Annotated in this window: 14 protein-coding genes; 6 read left to right on the plus strand and 8 right to left on the minus strand. The window is 67.2% G+C overall.

The annotated features are described in order from the left end of the window. Positions 1-109: 109 nt before the first annotated feature. Positions 110-688 (minus strand): hypothetical protein, encoded by a 579-nt coding sequence (locus tag ABEA81_RS32370; protein ID WP_345610430.1) that lies wholly within the window; start codon positions 686-688, stop codon positions 110-112. Between the two features lie 344 nt (positions 689-1,032). Here ABEA81_RS32370 and ABEA81_RS32375 point away from each other — a divergent pair, with 344 nt between their 5' ends. Together ABEA81_RS32375 and ABEA81_RS32380 are read left to right on the plus strand one after the other, a co-directional pair. After that, positions 1,033-2,631 (plus strand): site-specific DNA-methyltransferase, encoded by a 1,599-nt coding sequence (locus ABEA81_RS32375; protein WP_345610431.1) that lies wholly within the window; start codon positions 1,033-1,035, stop codon positions 2,629-2,631. Further along, entirely contained in the window at positions 2,628-3,401 is a 774-nt protein-coding gene (locus ABEA81_RS32380) for a DUF4145 domain-containing protein (RefSeq protein ID WP_345610433.1), read from the plus strand. Before ABEA81_RS32375 ends, ABEA81_RS32380 begins: the two co-directional genes overlap by 4 nt. Before the next feature lie 208 nt (positions 3,402-3,609). Here ABEA81_RS32380 and ABEA81_RS32385 read toward each other — a convergent pair whose 3' ends face one another. Then, complete coding sequence (locus ABEA81_RS32385) at positions 3,610-4,791, minus strand: hypothetical protein (RefSeq protein WP_345610434.1); 1,182 nt, start codon at positions 4,789-4,791, stop codon at positions 3,610-3,612. 174 nt (positions 4,792-4,965) lie between these two features. Here ABEA81_RS32385 and ABEA81_RS32390 point away from each other — a divergent pair, with 174 nt between their 5' ends. Then, positions 4,966-5,226 carry a hypothetical protein gene (locus ABEA81_RS32390; protein WP_345610435.1) on the plus strand — a complete coding sequence of 87 codons (261 nt, stop codon included), beginning with the start codon at positions 4,966-4,968 and terminating at the stop codon, positions 5,224-5,226. Positions 5,227-5,941: 715 nt separating this feature from the next. Here ABEA81_RS32390 and ABEA81_RS32395 read toward each other — a convergent pair. Continuing rightward, a complete protein-coding gene (locus ABEA81_RS32395) occupies positions 5,942-8,152 on the minus strand; it encodes a cell division protein FtsK (RefSeq protein WP_345610437.1) in 2,211 nt (736 codons plus the stop codon). Positions 8,153-8,440: 288 nt separating this feature from the next. Here ABEA81_RS32395 and ABEA81_RS32400 point away from each other — a divergent pair, with 288 nt between their 5' ends. Continuing rightward, positions 8,441-9,487: an IS110 family RNA-guided transposase gene (locus ABEA81_RS32400; RefSeq protein WP_345610438.1), complete on the plus strand. Its 1,047-nt coding sequence runs from the start codon at positions 8,441-8,443 to the stop codon at positions 9,485-9,487. Between the two features lie 99 nt (positions 9,488-9,586). On the opposite strand, the gene ABEA81_RS32405 is transcribed toward ABEA81_RS32400, so the two are convergent. From ABEA81_RS32405 to ABEA81_RS32425, 5 genes are read right to left on the minus strand one after another with little or no spacing between them, the layout of a single operon-like run. Further along, the gene (locus ABEA81_RS32405; RefSeq protein WP_345610439.1) at positions 9,587-10,450 is read right to left on the minus strand and encodes a hypothetical protein; all 864 of its coding nucleotides are present in this window, start codon (positions 10,448-10,450) and stop codon (positions 9,587-9,589) included. Next, positions 10,447-10,776 carry a hypothetical protein gene (locus ABEA81_RS32410; protein WP_345610512.1) on the minus strand — a complete coding sequence of 110 codons (330 nt, stop codon included), beginning with the start codon at positions 10,774-10,776 and terminating at the stop codon, positions 10,447-10,449. Before ABEA81_RS32410 ends, ABEA81_RS32405 begins: the two co-directional genes overlap by 4 nt. Before the next feature lie 5 nt (positions 10,777-10,781). Next, a complete protein-coding gene (locus tag ABEA81_RS32415) occupies positions 10,782-11,168 on the minus strand; it encodes a WhiB family transcriptional regulator (protein ID WP_345610440.1) in 387 nt (128 codons plus the stop codon). After that, complete coding sequence (locus ABEA81_RS32420) at positions 11,165-11,311, minus strand: hypothetical protein (RefSeq protein ID WP_345610442.1); 147 nt, start codon at positions 11,309-11,311, stop codon at positions 11,165-11,167. The genes ABEA81_RS32415 and ABEA81_RS32420 overlap by 4 nt, the downstream gene beginning before the upstream one ends. A 56-nt stretch (positions 11,312-11,367) precedes the next feature. Next, positions 11,368-11,658, minus strand: a complete 291-nt coding sequence (locus ABEA81_RS32425) for a helix-turn-helix domain-containing protein (RefSeq protein ID WP_345610443.1) — start codon at positions 11,656-11,658, stop codon at positions 11,368-11,370. Positions 11,659-11,829: 171 nt separating this feature from the next. Here ABEA81_RS32425 and ABEA81_RS32430 point away from each other — a divergent pair, with 171 nt between their 5' ends. Continuing rightward, positions 11,830-12,198 carry a helix-turn-helix domain-containing protein gene (locus ABEA81_RS32430; protein ID WP_345610444.1) on the plus strand — a complete coding sequence of 123 codons (369 nt, stop codon included), beginning with the start codon at positions 11,830-11,832 and terminating at the stop codon, positions 12,196-12,198. Between the two features lie 140 nt (positions 12,199-12,338). Beyond that, positions 12,339-13,451 (plus strand): tetratricopeptide repeat protein, encoded by a 1,113-nt coding sequence (locus ABEA81_RS32435; protein WP_345610445.1) that lies wholly within the window; start codon positions 12,339-12,341, stop codon positions 13,449-13,451. Positions 13,452-13,498 lie beyond the last annotated feature (47 nt).

Below are 13,498 nucleotides of genomic sequence, written 5' to 3' on the forward strand. Positions count from 1 at the left end.
CAGCTGACGCTCTGGGGCCGCAGTCGCGCGGCTACCGACGAGAGGGCTCCGACGCAAGGGCAGAGCGTCAAGATCCCCGCGCAGATTCGCTGGGTCACTCCGAGCAGCGCTATGCGTTCGGAGCTCCGCGGATGACCTCGACCGACCGGTACAGCTTGGTTATGCAAGAAGCCAGGTCGCGATAGCTTAGTCGTGCCGGACCGAGTTCGATCCGCGTTTGCCCAGGCGTAAGGAAGAACGGCTCTGGAGGCCGGATTCTGCCGTCGCTGACCTTCTCGTCGGTGTGTTCAATATGATTTCGGATCTTTCGTAATTGGTCGCGCTGCCGATCTGTTGCTCGGGGCGCTCTTCGCAGCACCCCGGTCGCACGTAGACGGTCAGTCATGAGGATCGCTCGATGTGTTGACACTACGCAGTTTTCAAAGTGGTCGATACCCTTGAATAGGGCGCTAAAGACTCCCTGATTCTTCCTTTCGATCCAGGTGTTCAGTGATTGGCTCGCCAAGTTGTACTCGACCAACGCCTTGTCTGTGAGTCGCACAAGGTTCATCCAGCAACCGCGATTCGGGTAATCGGTGGGTACCTGGCTTCGTCCAACCAAGGAATCGAGGAGCACGTTCAAAATGCTGCGCTCGTACAAGTGGCTCAGATCCGGCATCGAGTGCCGCTCTAGCTGGGCTGGGTTCATTCACTAAGGGTAGCCGTCTACACCGGATCCCGCGATGTGATTGGCAGGTCGCTGGGTCGCTCGTCGTCCACGCCACGCCAGCCGCGTCAAGGGCGGCTGCGCTTTGCTTCGGGACGCATGCGGGACTCTATAGCTCGGTGCACCACGGTTCGCTTCTGGCGGGGAGCGGTCAGATGTCTACCCGGGCACGCGCACATCGATGACGGGCAAAGGGCACTGACTGATCGATTGGGTATGAATGGATCAGACGCGTCGTTGGACCTGTCCACCGACGGGCACGAACACCTTGGCGATCCACTGTCGGCCGCGTGCATCCGGCTGCCAGATCTGGCAAGATCTCATACATGACGGGGTCAGATGCCGAGGGACGCGCTCACAACACGCTGTTCCTTGGCGACAATTTGCCAATTCTACTGAACTACCTTTCCGAGGCCAGCATTGACCTAGCCTATTTCGATACACCAAGCCGTAGCGTACAGGAAGACACGAGTGATTCATGGGTATGGTCGGATGACACGGAGAGAGTCCTATCAGACCCGGTCGAACACCTGGGCAATCTCAAGCTTGCCCAGATCCTGCCACCCATAATCGAAATTCTCGGCCGAACCGGCGAGGGTGCGATTGTAACGCGCCTCGCCGCGCGAATATCGGCGGTGCATCGACTACTCAAGCCGACAGGGTGGCTGTTCTTACAGGCACCTACCGCTATTAGCGGTTATCTCAGACCAATAATAGACTCCGTGTTTGGCCCAGCAGGATTTAGAAATGAGATCATTTGGCGACGAAGCCCAGGCGCCGCTCCTAAGCACTCGCGAATGACTGATAGTCACGACACGATATTAGCCTACGCCCGGAGCCGTGAAACTGAATGGAACCCCGCCGGCCTCTTCGTGCCACTCAGCCCTGACGAGGCCCGCGCCCAAGGATTCACGGTCGACGATAGCGGACGATTCTACCGACTCGAGTCACTAACGAGTCCGTTCAAGGATCGGCCAGACAGCGTCTACGAGTTCCTCGGCGTAACAGGCTCGTGGCGCTTCACCATGCAGCGAATGGAAGAACTGTACCAAGCTGAGCGGATCATACAAAAGCGTCCCGGCCAAACACCTCGCCTGAAGCGATACCTTGACGAGACGAGCGGTCGAGCGCTTAATGACACATGGGTCGATATTCCACAACTTACCATACGCTCACCCGAGCGTGTCGGGCTGCCATCTCAGAAGCCACTTGCACTCCTGTCGCGCATCATCGAAGCCGGTAGCAAGGAGGGCGACGTGGTCCTTGACCCTTTCGCTGGCGCGGCTACATCCTTGGTGGCCGCACAAAGCCTCGGAAGACGATGGGTGGGCATCGAACGATCGATAGCAACTATCGGAATGATCGATGCGCGCCTGCGGGCCACCTTTGGCGAAGGCGTGCGAAACTCAATCAAAATGGTGGGGCTGCCCGAGACTGTTTCAGCAGGTGCCGCACTCTTCGAGAATTCGCCATCGGAGTTCGCTTCATGGTGCATGCTAATACTTGGCGGCGAAGCGCAGGGCCGAGAAGGGTCCGGCGTTTATCGCCCCGATGGCACGATTCGTTTCGCTGGCGGCGATGTCAATGATCCCGTGATTGCGACAGTCGAGATTAAACGATCGCTGGAGGATAGAGAGGCGATCGCACGGGTCGTTCGATTCGCCGAACGTCGGAACGCGCTGACGGTAATAGTTACCATAGACGAGCCATCACCTACGATACTTGCGCTGATGGGCGAATACGGCACCCTAAGCCACGACGCCGTGCAGTATCCTAGGGCTCAGGTACTTTCATTGGCCGATCTCATAAGTGGACGCCGGCCAGAGATTCCAACCAGCCTGATCCCCTTCCTGCATAAAGAAAGGTTTACAACAGACGCGAATAGTACGTACAATCATCCCCTTGACGACGGCACCGATCAATGAAAGACGACAACATTCGGGCGCCTTGGGAGAAACTCTACGGACCATTCAAGGAGTGGCCGACTCTTCGTTGCACCGCATGCGGACTGGGGCCACTTGAAGCCTCTATTGAGAGGTTCGAGAGCCGCGATAGTGTCGACGCACGGCAGGGGGACGGAACCTGGGACGGATGGCAGTATGGCTTCTTCCATGGAATCCTACAGTGCTCGCGGTCACCTTGTGCGAAGACACACGCAATAATTGGGGAGTGGAGCGACCGAGACTCTGACATTGTCGAGACGGCCTCCGAAGCGATCGAAGAGTTCCAGTCCGCAGGAATGTCAGTCCGCCATATCTTGCCTCCGCTGCCGTTATTAGCACTCCCTAAAGGAGCGCCGCCGGATTTGGCCGACTCCTTATTGCTCGTCTCTGGCGTACTCTTGTCGGATACAAATGCTGCAGCAAACCGCATGCGGGCAGTCGTTGAGCAACTATTGGATTACTTAAAGATAAGAAAGTTTCCCCCGGGGAGACGTGCAGCGAGGGATAGGTTAAACACGCACGCACGCATTGTCGCTTTCCAATCTCTCAACGCCGAAGCGGCCGAGTACTTGATGGCGATAAAGTGGATCGGCAATGCAGGGAGCCACGAGGGGAAGGCTGTTTCGTTTGCGACCTGCCTTGACGGTCTCGAGTTCCTCGACGTAGCGATCAGGCTGATATTTGATCAGCAAGATGCCGGGCTAAAGCGGCGAGCGGCTAAGGTCATCAAGAAGAAGGGGCCGATTGCCTAATCGCTCCTACTCCTGACGCAGCTGTCGGCTTTGCCTTCTGGCGTTGCCGATGTATCGACTGATCAACTGACCTACTAGCGGTTCCCCTGGTAACGGCCCCTCGGGTGCCGTTCTCGTGTGTCCGGTGGTGTCCAACACGATCCGCCGGCTCGGGCTGTCCGTGCCAAGTTGGTGCCGACGCTCAGCCCGAGCGTCTGTCCGACACGGCTTAGCGAGTGATCAGCCGCCGCCCTTGCCGTATCGAGCCGACGGCATCAATGACCACCATCGCCGCTTGGCGCTGCTCGTTCGCCGCTGCCGCATCGCCAGTCGCCAGGTGGGCGAGGCTGAGATCGACGCGGAGCGCTGCCTCCGCTCGCGTGAATTCGGCGTCGTGGTCGTGCAGTGCCCCCGTCAGAACCGGCACGGCCTCGGGATCGCCGATCCGAGCCAAGGCGTGCCCGCGCCAACGGGCGAGGTGCACGTCATCGAGCCCGACGTACGGTTCCTCGTCGCTGTCGGTGGTACAGCCGGACGGCATCGTCGCTATCGCCTCGTCGAAAGCGCGGAGGCTGTCCGTCCGCTCACCCGCAGCGGCCAGCGCTTCACCATGCGCGGCGGCGAGCCACGTTCGCACCATCGCCGATCCGGATCGCCCGAGGGAACGGGCATGGCCGGTCATATGGGCGGCGTCGGCCGTGCGGCCGACGTCGGACAACACTACGGCTTGCTTGGCGAGGGCATGGGCACGCAACGCTGATGACTCCGTGATCAGCGCAGCCTCCCCGGCTCTGCCGTAGTGCCACCACGCCTTGACGACCTCGCCACGGTCGAGCGATTGCCAACCGGCCAAGGTGTGGGCGTCGACCAGCACGGCGGCCAGGGATCGGCAGATGCGCGCATCGGTCGCGTGCATCAGCAGCTGCTCGACATGCTCAGCGTGCAGGCGCAGTGCGCCGAGCAGCATCGAGGCGCCGAAGCGGCGGTCGAGCCGCCGCGTGTTCTCGACCTGCGACGCCAAGAGATCCAACGCCTCTTGATCGACCCGCGCTGACCGCGCGACAAGGCGCGCGACCTCGGCGGCCTCACGCTGCCAGTCGGCGACGACGGAGGACGTGCACTCTGCGCTTACCTGCGGGTTGGCCTCGCCGAGGTCCGCTCGCGGCGGCGGCCCGAGCAGCTCCATCGCGGACGTGGCGAAGATGGCTTCCAAGAGACGGCGCGTGGCGGGCTGCAGCGACGCGGGTCGCTCCCTCGGCGAGATCAGGCGTTGCAGGTGCCGCATGCTGATCGTGCCGCGCTCGCCGTGGTCACGCGCGAATTCCTCGGCGTACTCGACGAACTCGCCCAGAGTCATGCCGCGTTCGCGGATCTTCGCCTCCAGCAGGGTCGAGGGCGAACGGTCGCGCACGGATGAGCCCCTCCCTCCGCTACCCGCTGTCCTCCGAATGTCGCGACCACGGCGTGCCCCGCGTCGTTCCATTCCAGCAGCGCTGACGCAAAGCTGATTTCGCACAGCTTGCCAGACGACGAGCGGCCTCGGTGTGCCGATCTCTGAGCGCCGACGCGAACGCGGGAATACGGGATGACGACCGACGACCACCACGAACGTCCGGGCCTGCGCGATACCGGGACGAGGTACCTTCACGATGGCGTGCCGCTCCGCTGGAGCGCAGCTATCTACCGACGGCACGCGGGCAAGACGCTGGACGGCCCGCGGCCCGTGCTGCTCGACCGGGCCTGGGCCTACGAGCCCGCGTCGTGCATGACGGGCGTCCGCGTGGTCGCGCTGCGCGTCGGGAACGGCGTGTTCGTGTGTCCGCTGTGCGGACTGAGGACCCGATGAGTGGCACCGATGCCGTCCGCGGCGGCACGCTCGTGAGCTGCGCGGGGGCCGCCGGGCGGCCCGAGTTGCTGGACATGACCTCCGTCTCCGACGGTCATACTCATGCGATCACTGCCGGCGAGTTCGAGCAGGGCGTGTTGACCGGTCTGGGTCGGTATCGCGCGGTGTGCGGCGCGGACGTGATGGTGGCGTCGATGGTCGCGCGACCCGGTCCGCGGTGCCCGCGCTGCGCCGAGCACCGTCGGCAGAGCGAGTGCGCGGTAGCACCGCCTCCGCTGGTCACCCGCCTCGCGCGCCGTGCGCGTGGCCTCCTCCCTGGGCGCCGCTCGTGAGGGGCCCGTACTACCGAGCGGACGCCACGGTCCAGGTGGTGGCGCCGCCGCGCGGCCGAGCGGTGCTGGCCTGCCGGTGCGGGCGCATGCTCGATCTCGTCGACATGCACCGCCCTCCGCAGCGCGACGTCCCCGGCGGGCGCGCCGGAACGGCCATCGATCCGATCCTGTGCGCGCGCTGCGCCAAGTCGGAACGTTCGTGACGCGACAGGGGGCGCGTGTCGAGTGGCGTCGCCAGTGCGGTCGCTACGGCGAGTGAGGTTCGTCATCCGGCCAACGCACCCGTCTGACCAGCGCGAAGTGAGGCAGTGAGTCGAGTGCGGAGGTTCCCGGAGATGCCCGACAGGGCCTCGTACGCGGCTTCGACGTCGACCTCGCCGGCATCACTCCTCCTCCCGCTTGGCGTCCCGTTCGGCGAGCCGGGCGCGGATCGCGGCGGGGTCGACCGGGTAGCGGCGGCCGGTGGACGGCACCTTCACGCCGTGCTCGGCGAGGATCGCGCGGAGCTGGACCCCGGACATCGATCGGTAGAGCGGGTGGTCGGGGGCGAGTTTCCGCAACCGCGGTGGAACGTCCGCGACGTTGACCTTGGCGTCACCGAGTACCGCGGCCACGTCTGCGATGATGTCCCGCTCCGTCTGGGTGCGCGTTGCCGCGATCGCGGTTCCTACGTGTGTGGAACCGGGTTCGAGATAGGTCATCGCGCGTTCGATGACCTCGGCGGCGGCGTCGTAGCCGGTGTCATCGTCGGCCTCGATGTAGAACCACTTGAGGATCTCGAACCGCTCATCGGTCGCCCCGGTCAGCAGCGACGTACCGACATCCTTGCCAGGCCGTAGCTCGGTGGCCCGGATCCCGGCCTGGAACGAACCGTCGCCGAGGAACCCGTCGTTGGACCGCCACGACTTGACCGCGAAGCAGGCGTTGACCTTCACCAGTTCGACGATCTTCGGTGGTATCGCGTCGGCCCGCGAGGACTGGGTGTCGAACGCGAGCGTGATCGCCGTCTTTCGCCCGCGGCGCATGGTCTGCACGGCCAGGTCCGCGGCCTCCTTCCCGAACTGCTCGTGGCCGAACAGCTCGTGGCACTCGGAGAACAACGCGGTCAACGGCCGCAGCTCGGGGTGCTTCTCGGCCAGGGCGCGGGTGACCTTCTTGGCGCCCAGTTCGGCCAACCGTGCCTCGCGTTGCGCGACCTTCTCGTACAGGTCCCGCAGCGCTTGCAGTGCGGCGGCGGCCACGGTGTCGTCGATGCCGCGGTGGTAGCGGGCCAGGCGTGGTTGGTAGGCGTCGAAGTCGCCGTTGTTGGCGAAGACGAACACCCACAGCTCGCAGAGTGGGTCCAGTGCGGCGCCGAGCATGGTGACGCGGGCGGCGTTGGACTTGCCTTGGCCCATCAGCCCGCCGAACACGAGGTTCCCGCCCGGTAGCACCACAACGATGACGTCGCCGCGTTGGGAGACCCCGAACGGGATCCCGGCGAACACGTCCGCCTTGCCGTCGTGCAGCAGCGGGTAGGGCGGGGCCGGTTTCTCGGTGGATCCGGGGTCGGCCACCCACAGGTCGACGTAGCCGGCTCGTTCGGCGGCGGTGGGCCAGACCTCCAGGGGTGCGCGGTTGAGGTTGCGGGCCAGTACGTCGCGCCGGTCGGCGATCATGTCTGGGGTGACGCCCATCGGCAGGGAGAACGCCGCGTGGTAGCCGCAGTTGTTCACCCGGACCGGTGGGGTGAGGAACTCGACCTCCCAGCCCTTCTTGATCGCCTCGTTGAGCTTCCCGATGCCCAGGTGCGCGAGCGCGGTCGCGACCCCGCCGGGCGTGACGATCACGCCCTCCTGATCGCGCAGGCGAGTGGACGCGGCCCAGGTCGGCACGGTGCCGTGGGTGCGGCCGAGCTGCCACAGGACCGCCAACGCCAACCAGGGCGCCGCCAGCACCAGCGGTAGCCAGACGACGGTGACCAGCCATACCACCCAGGCGATCAGATCCATCGCAGCCTGTAGCGGGGCAAGCACCCACGAGATGTCGCCGTAGCCGACGGCCAGGGTGATCCCCAACGCCAGCAGCATCCCCGCTACCGTCAGCGCGGCGACCGCGACCGCCTTGGCCAGCGCGAACGGGGCGGCGATCCAGTCCATGCGTCGTTTGTGGCGTAGCGCCCGCGCGCGTTCGGAGCGCTGTTCCCAGTCGATCAGGCGCTGCATGTCGCCGGCCAGCTCGGCCTGCCGCATCATCCGCTCGTAGCGGGACTGGGTGTGCGCCTCCCACACCCGCCGCACCACCACCCACACGCCGGTGCCGATGTAGACGATGCCGTTGCGGACTGCCCACCGCAGTGTGCTGCGGGTCCGCTCGTTAGTGGCCGCCACCCGCGCCCCGGTGAGCACGAACACCGTGGCCTGACCCCTCCGGCGGCGCACCGCCGACACAGCCTTGCGCAGCACCGGCGCCATGTCGGGCCGCGGCACCACCGGCGCAGGGCGACGCACCTCCACCACCTGTTCGCCACCGTGCCTTGCAGCCTTGCGCTGATGTTGCATGTGGCGGGCCACGTACTCGCTCTCCAGGTCGGAGAGGAGCACACCCTCCACCACCGGCCCGTCCTGGCCGGACCCATCCTGGCCTGACTGTGAGGATGGCGAAGCCGGCTCGGATCATGGTGGGCTGGTGATGACAGCAGCGGGTGTGGCCCTTGGCCTGACTGGCGTGATGCCTTTGCGCGGACTTGTCCGCCTGCTGCTGTCGGCACCGGCCCGGCCGGAGCAGCTGGCTTGATCAGGAGCATGACCGCCAGATTGCCGCTGGCGTGTCCCGTCACAGTCCTGCCGACTCCGATCCGGACCGGACCGCACGTCCCTCCAGGTCAGGAGAACGCGTTGTCCATGTTGGCAGAACTGGTCGAGCTCGTCATCGGGGTCGACACCCACACCGACACCCACACCGCCGCGGTGGTCGCGACCGACACCGGCGCGGTGCTGGCCACCATCGCGGTGACCGCTGATGCGGACGGCTACGGCGAACTCGTTGCGCTGGCCGAGGCCCACGGCGGGCTGCGTGGGTGGGCGATCGAGGGCACCGGCGGCTACGGCGCCGGCCTGGCCCGCCACCTCGACCAGCTCGGTGAGCTGGTGATCGAGCTCGACCGCCCGCTCCGTCCGGCGCGCCGGGCCGGTGCGAAGTCGGATGCGATCGATGCCGAACGCGCCGCCCGCGACGCCCTGACCCGCGCCCAGCTGGCACAGCCCAAGACCGGACCCGAACGCGATAGCCTGCAGATCCTGCTCACCGCACGGAAAGCCGCGATCAACGCGGCCGGCACCGCCCAACGCCAGCTGCGCGCGCTGGTGATCACCGCCCCGGAACCGGTCCGGGCCCGGTTCCGCGGCCAGTCCACCCGGGAGATGCTCACCACCGCCACCCGGCTGCGCCCGGGCAGAACCAGCGCCGACGTGCACACCTTCACCGCCCTGTCGACGCTGCGGGCGCTCGCCCGCCGGACCCGCGCCCTGGAAACCGAGGCCGCCGAGCACGAACGGGCGATCCGGGCGATCGTGCGCGCGTGGCGCCCGGACCTGCTCGAGCTGCCCGGAGTCGGCCCGATCAACGCCGCCACCGTGCTGACCGCCTGGTCACACCCCGGGCGGTGCCGCAACGACGCCGCCTTCGCCATGCTCGCCGGCGCCGCCCCGATCCCCGCCTCCTCGGGCAAGACCGTGCGCTACCGGCTCAACCGCTCGGGCAACCGGCAGCTCAACCGGGCACTGCACAACATCGCCCTGTCCCGGTTGCGCTACGACCCCGACACCCGCGCCTACGCCGACCGCCGCCGAGCCCAGGGCAAAACCGACCGCGACATCACACGCTGCCTCAAGCGCTACATCGCCCGCCAGCTCTACCGCCAGCTCGAATCAGGCACTACAGCAGCTTGACGAACCATAGGAGCGTCCAGGGCAGAGCTGGAATGGCGGGCAGGTTCGGCAGGGTGGGCGGATCGTCGCTACGCGGGGTCGCTGCTGCCGGGGCGATGCTCAGTCATCGGTATCGCCCGCCGTCGCGCCTGCGCTCGGCACGGACACGGAGTTCGTCACGTAACCAGTGGTGTCCGCGTGGCTGCGGGACATGGCCAGCAGCGCGAAGCCGGACACGACCATCAACCCGTCCAGCATGAGCGGGCCGACCGCGGCCCCGAGCGGCCCGTAGTCCCACGCGAGCAGCACTTCGTGCAGGTGGCCGTAGGAGATAACCGCCGAACCCAATGCGACGGTGCCGGCACCGCCGTAGCGGGCCAACGCCCACCAGAACCCCGGCGCCCATCGCACCCGGGACAGCACCTCCACCGACAACAGCAGCCCGATCGGCCACACCGCGGACCCGACCTGCGGGGCGACGCCCGGCGACCAGCCCGCCGGCTGTTCGTCGGCCGGCAGCCACGCGTGCAGCACGTTCGCCGCCACCGACATCACCGAGCCGAACACGAACCCCAACCAGGCCACAAACTGTGCACCCGCCGGAACCGGCGCCGATCCTTCCGCTGCGGCGGTCGGGTCGGTGCCGTGCGGCTGCCGCGCGGACTCGCCGACGGCAGCCGCACCGGCGTGGCTGCTGCCGTGGGCGTTGCACTGGCCGGTTGGCCGGAGGGTCGGGCGAGTCTCGGCGATCCGATCGCGGCCCCACCGCTCGCTGCGCCCGAACCGTGCGCCGAGCGCCTTGCCGTTCAGCCCGGCACCGGCCGCGACGCTGTCCCGATACGCCTGCCGAGCCTGCTCCCGCAGCTTGGAAGGGATCACGCCCTCGTGCGTGGACCCGGCCCGCCGGCCCGGCGCGGTGGGCGCAGGGTCATCGCCGCGCCCACCCGCCGACAGGCCGTCCCGGCTGTCACCGGTGGTGCTCATCGCCGGCCACCTCCGGACCGGGTTGGGCCGACCTGCATCACGGTCAACGCCTTGGTCACCGGGTACGCGGCGAACAGCGCCGGCACCGCGAGCACCACCAGCAACAACGTCGTATTGCTCGCCAGGTAGGTGATCACCAGCCACTGCGCTCCCACGATCAAACCGGCGGCGATCAGCACATGCCCGACCAGCGATACCGGGCTCGTGCCGACTCGAGCGAGCTCCGCAGCGGCCCGCGCCTTCTTGACACCGGCCCGCGCCTTCACCACCACCGACAGGACAGCCAGGACGGCGATGCCGCCGAGGAACAGCTCAACCCCGCTCATCACCGTCACCGCCCTTCGATCTCGCCGCCGAGCACACGCCCGGCCGCATCCGTCGCCGTCTCGTTGGTCGATTCGTCCGTCTGCCACACGCGGTGCAGCGCCTGCCTGCCGCCCTCGCCGTAGGCGCCCCACATGCCGACCGCCCGATCACCAGCGAGGCGCAGCTCCAGCTCGGTGCACTCGTCGCGCACCGGGCACCCCGCGCACAGCCGCACCGCGAGATCGGGATCGGTGTACTCGTCGTGCAGCCACCCCGGCACCTGTCCGTCCTCCCGCGGCTCCAGGCACGCGGCGGCTCCGCGGATGGCCGCCGCGAGTGCGTCGTCATCCACTCCTCGCAGCCGCCGCAGCCGCGCCACCACGGCCGACACCTCGTCGTCCCGGGCGCTCACCGCGCACCAGCCAGCAGACGCCGAACGTCCGTCTCGCGGACGACGAGCAGACCGTGCTGCCTCGACGCGCGCAGCAGGCTCAGACGGATCGCCCGGTGGATCACCGACTGCGGCACCCCGAGCGTCCCGGCGGCCTTCCGCACCGTCAGGCACCGTGGCCGTCGACCGTCGTTCGCAGCCCGCGTCGCCTGCCGGCCGCTCATCGCTGGTCACCCATGACGCGAGCTACCTCGCGGGCTACCCGTCGCCCGGCGGCGATCGCCGCGACGTCCACGCACCCACCGGATTCCGTCGCGTCCGCCGCAAGCCGCTCGACGGCAACCGCCGGGATGACGTAGCGCGAGCGCACCCGGACCGCCGGGAAGGCGTCCTCCCGGATGGCCCGGTAGAGCGTTGCTCGGTTCACCCGGAGCAAGCGAGCGGCCTCAGTGACTGTGTAGAAGATGGGCCGCATTGCGGCCTTGTCGTTGTCCCGATCTTGCGTGTTCATGGCGTTAGCCCCGTCTGCGAAGCAATTTCAGCTATGCTTGCGCTGATATCAGCGCACAATGGCGTAGAGAGGGCTCGAAACACGCAGACATCGCGCGAATCCGCCCCGAGCAACCGATACGTCCGGCTAACCTCGACGCCCGGGTGGGCCACGAGAGAGGGCGGGGAATCGGTGTCGGGATCGGACTGGGCGGCCGTTGCCAAGGCGATGGACCGACGGTTGAACGAACTCGGCATGCGACAGCGCGACCTGGCGGAGCGCGCGCACGTCTCGCAGGCGATCGTGCGCGAGCTGCAGCACAACACCGCGCAGCGACGCCGCAGCGCCCGGACCCTGGAAGCCATCTCCGTCGCGCTCGGCTGGCATCCGCGACACCTGCACGCCGTGCTGTCCGGCGAAGACCCACCCGACCACGCCAGCCCGGCCTCCCTGCCGGTCGTCGAGCGACTCGCCGCGATCGAGTCGCACCTGCGCTCGATCGAGCAACGCCTGATCGACGTCCAGTCCCGGCTCGGCGATCCGCCGGATCGGAGTGAATGACGTGACTTCCATGCACCACAGAAAACGCGCTTAGAGTCGTTCCCCACAGATGGCAGGAGTTATCACGCGAGGTGATAACTCCTATTAACCATGCAGTTCAGGGGCATGATTGGGGGTAGTCGATGCCAGAGCGGACGAGGTTGCAGGCGGTTCGCAGACAGCTCGGCTACTCGGCCGCGAAGACCATTGCGATGCTGGAACGACAGGCCCGCGCAGACCAGATCACGATCATGACGTCGACCAGCCTCAAGACGAAATTGTCCCGGTGGGAGAACGGGCACGAGTCGGTCGGCCTTCCGGAGTACCGGCGCCTGTTCCGCGAGATCTATGGCCGGACGAACGCCGAACTCGGCTTCCCCGACGAGCGCACCGACCGTCCTGCCGACGAGCTGCGGGATCGCATCGCGGTCGCCCGCATGGTCGATTCCGCCACCGTCGCCGCGCTCCATGGCCAGATCGAGCAGGCCCGCGTACTCGACCGGCAGTTCGGCGGCGTGCATCATCTCGATCAACTTCGCCACCAGATCGCCCACATGCAGGAGTTGCTCGCGCACCTGCCGGCCGTCGGCCAGCGGGCCGCACTTGCCGGGGCTCTCACGGAGGCATCTGCGCTCGCTGGGTGGCAGGCCCTCGACCGCGAGGACCACACGCAGGCGTGGGCGCACCACGAGCGCGCGAAGCAGGCCGCGCGCGAAGCTGGATCGCCGTTGCTCCTCGCGCACGCCACCGCGCAAAAGACGGTGATCCTGCTCGCGCTGGACGACACAGCTCCTGCCGTCGATCAGGCCGCATACGCCCGCAGCATCGCCACCGGCGGCCCGGCCCTGATGCGCGCGTGGCTCGCCGCCAAGCACGGCGAGACGCTCGCTGCAGCCGGCGACCGGGACGCCGCCCTGCGCGCGTTCGACGACGCTTACGGTCTACTTCCCGCCGATCCCGTCGATCCGGCGCTGCCGTTCCTGTTCCTCGGCGGGGCGCACCTCGACCGGTGGCGCGGGAACGCGCTCGCCCTGGTGGGCGACGCGGAAGCGCTCGACCAGCTCACGGCGGCACTCGCGCGGCTACCACCGACGTGGGCGCGCGCACGGTCCCGACTCCTGGTCGATCTCGCCTACGCCCACGCCGCCGCAGGCGACCGGGACGCCGCGCTCGGCCGAGCGCGCGAGGCCAGGGCGATCGCCCGGCAGATCAGCTCGGACCACCAGCTTCGTCGCCTCGATCGTCTCGTCCTGCCGCAGGGTCGGCCGGCGTGACGGACGATCGCCGTTACGGACGTCACGGCTCTGCTACGGTCAGTGAT

It is taken from the genome of Pseudonocardia adelaidensis (assembly GCF_039543345.1).
In the GTDB taxonomy this organism is placed as follows: Bacteria; Actinomycetota; Actinomycetes; order Mycobacteriales; family Pseudonocardiaceae; genus Pseudonocardia; species Pseudonocardia adelaidensis.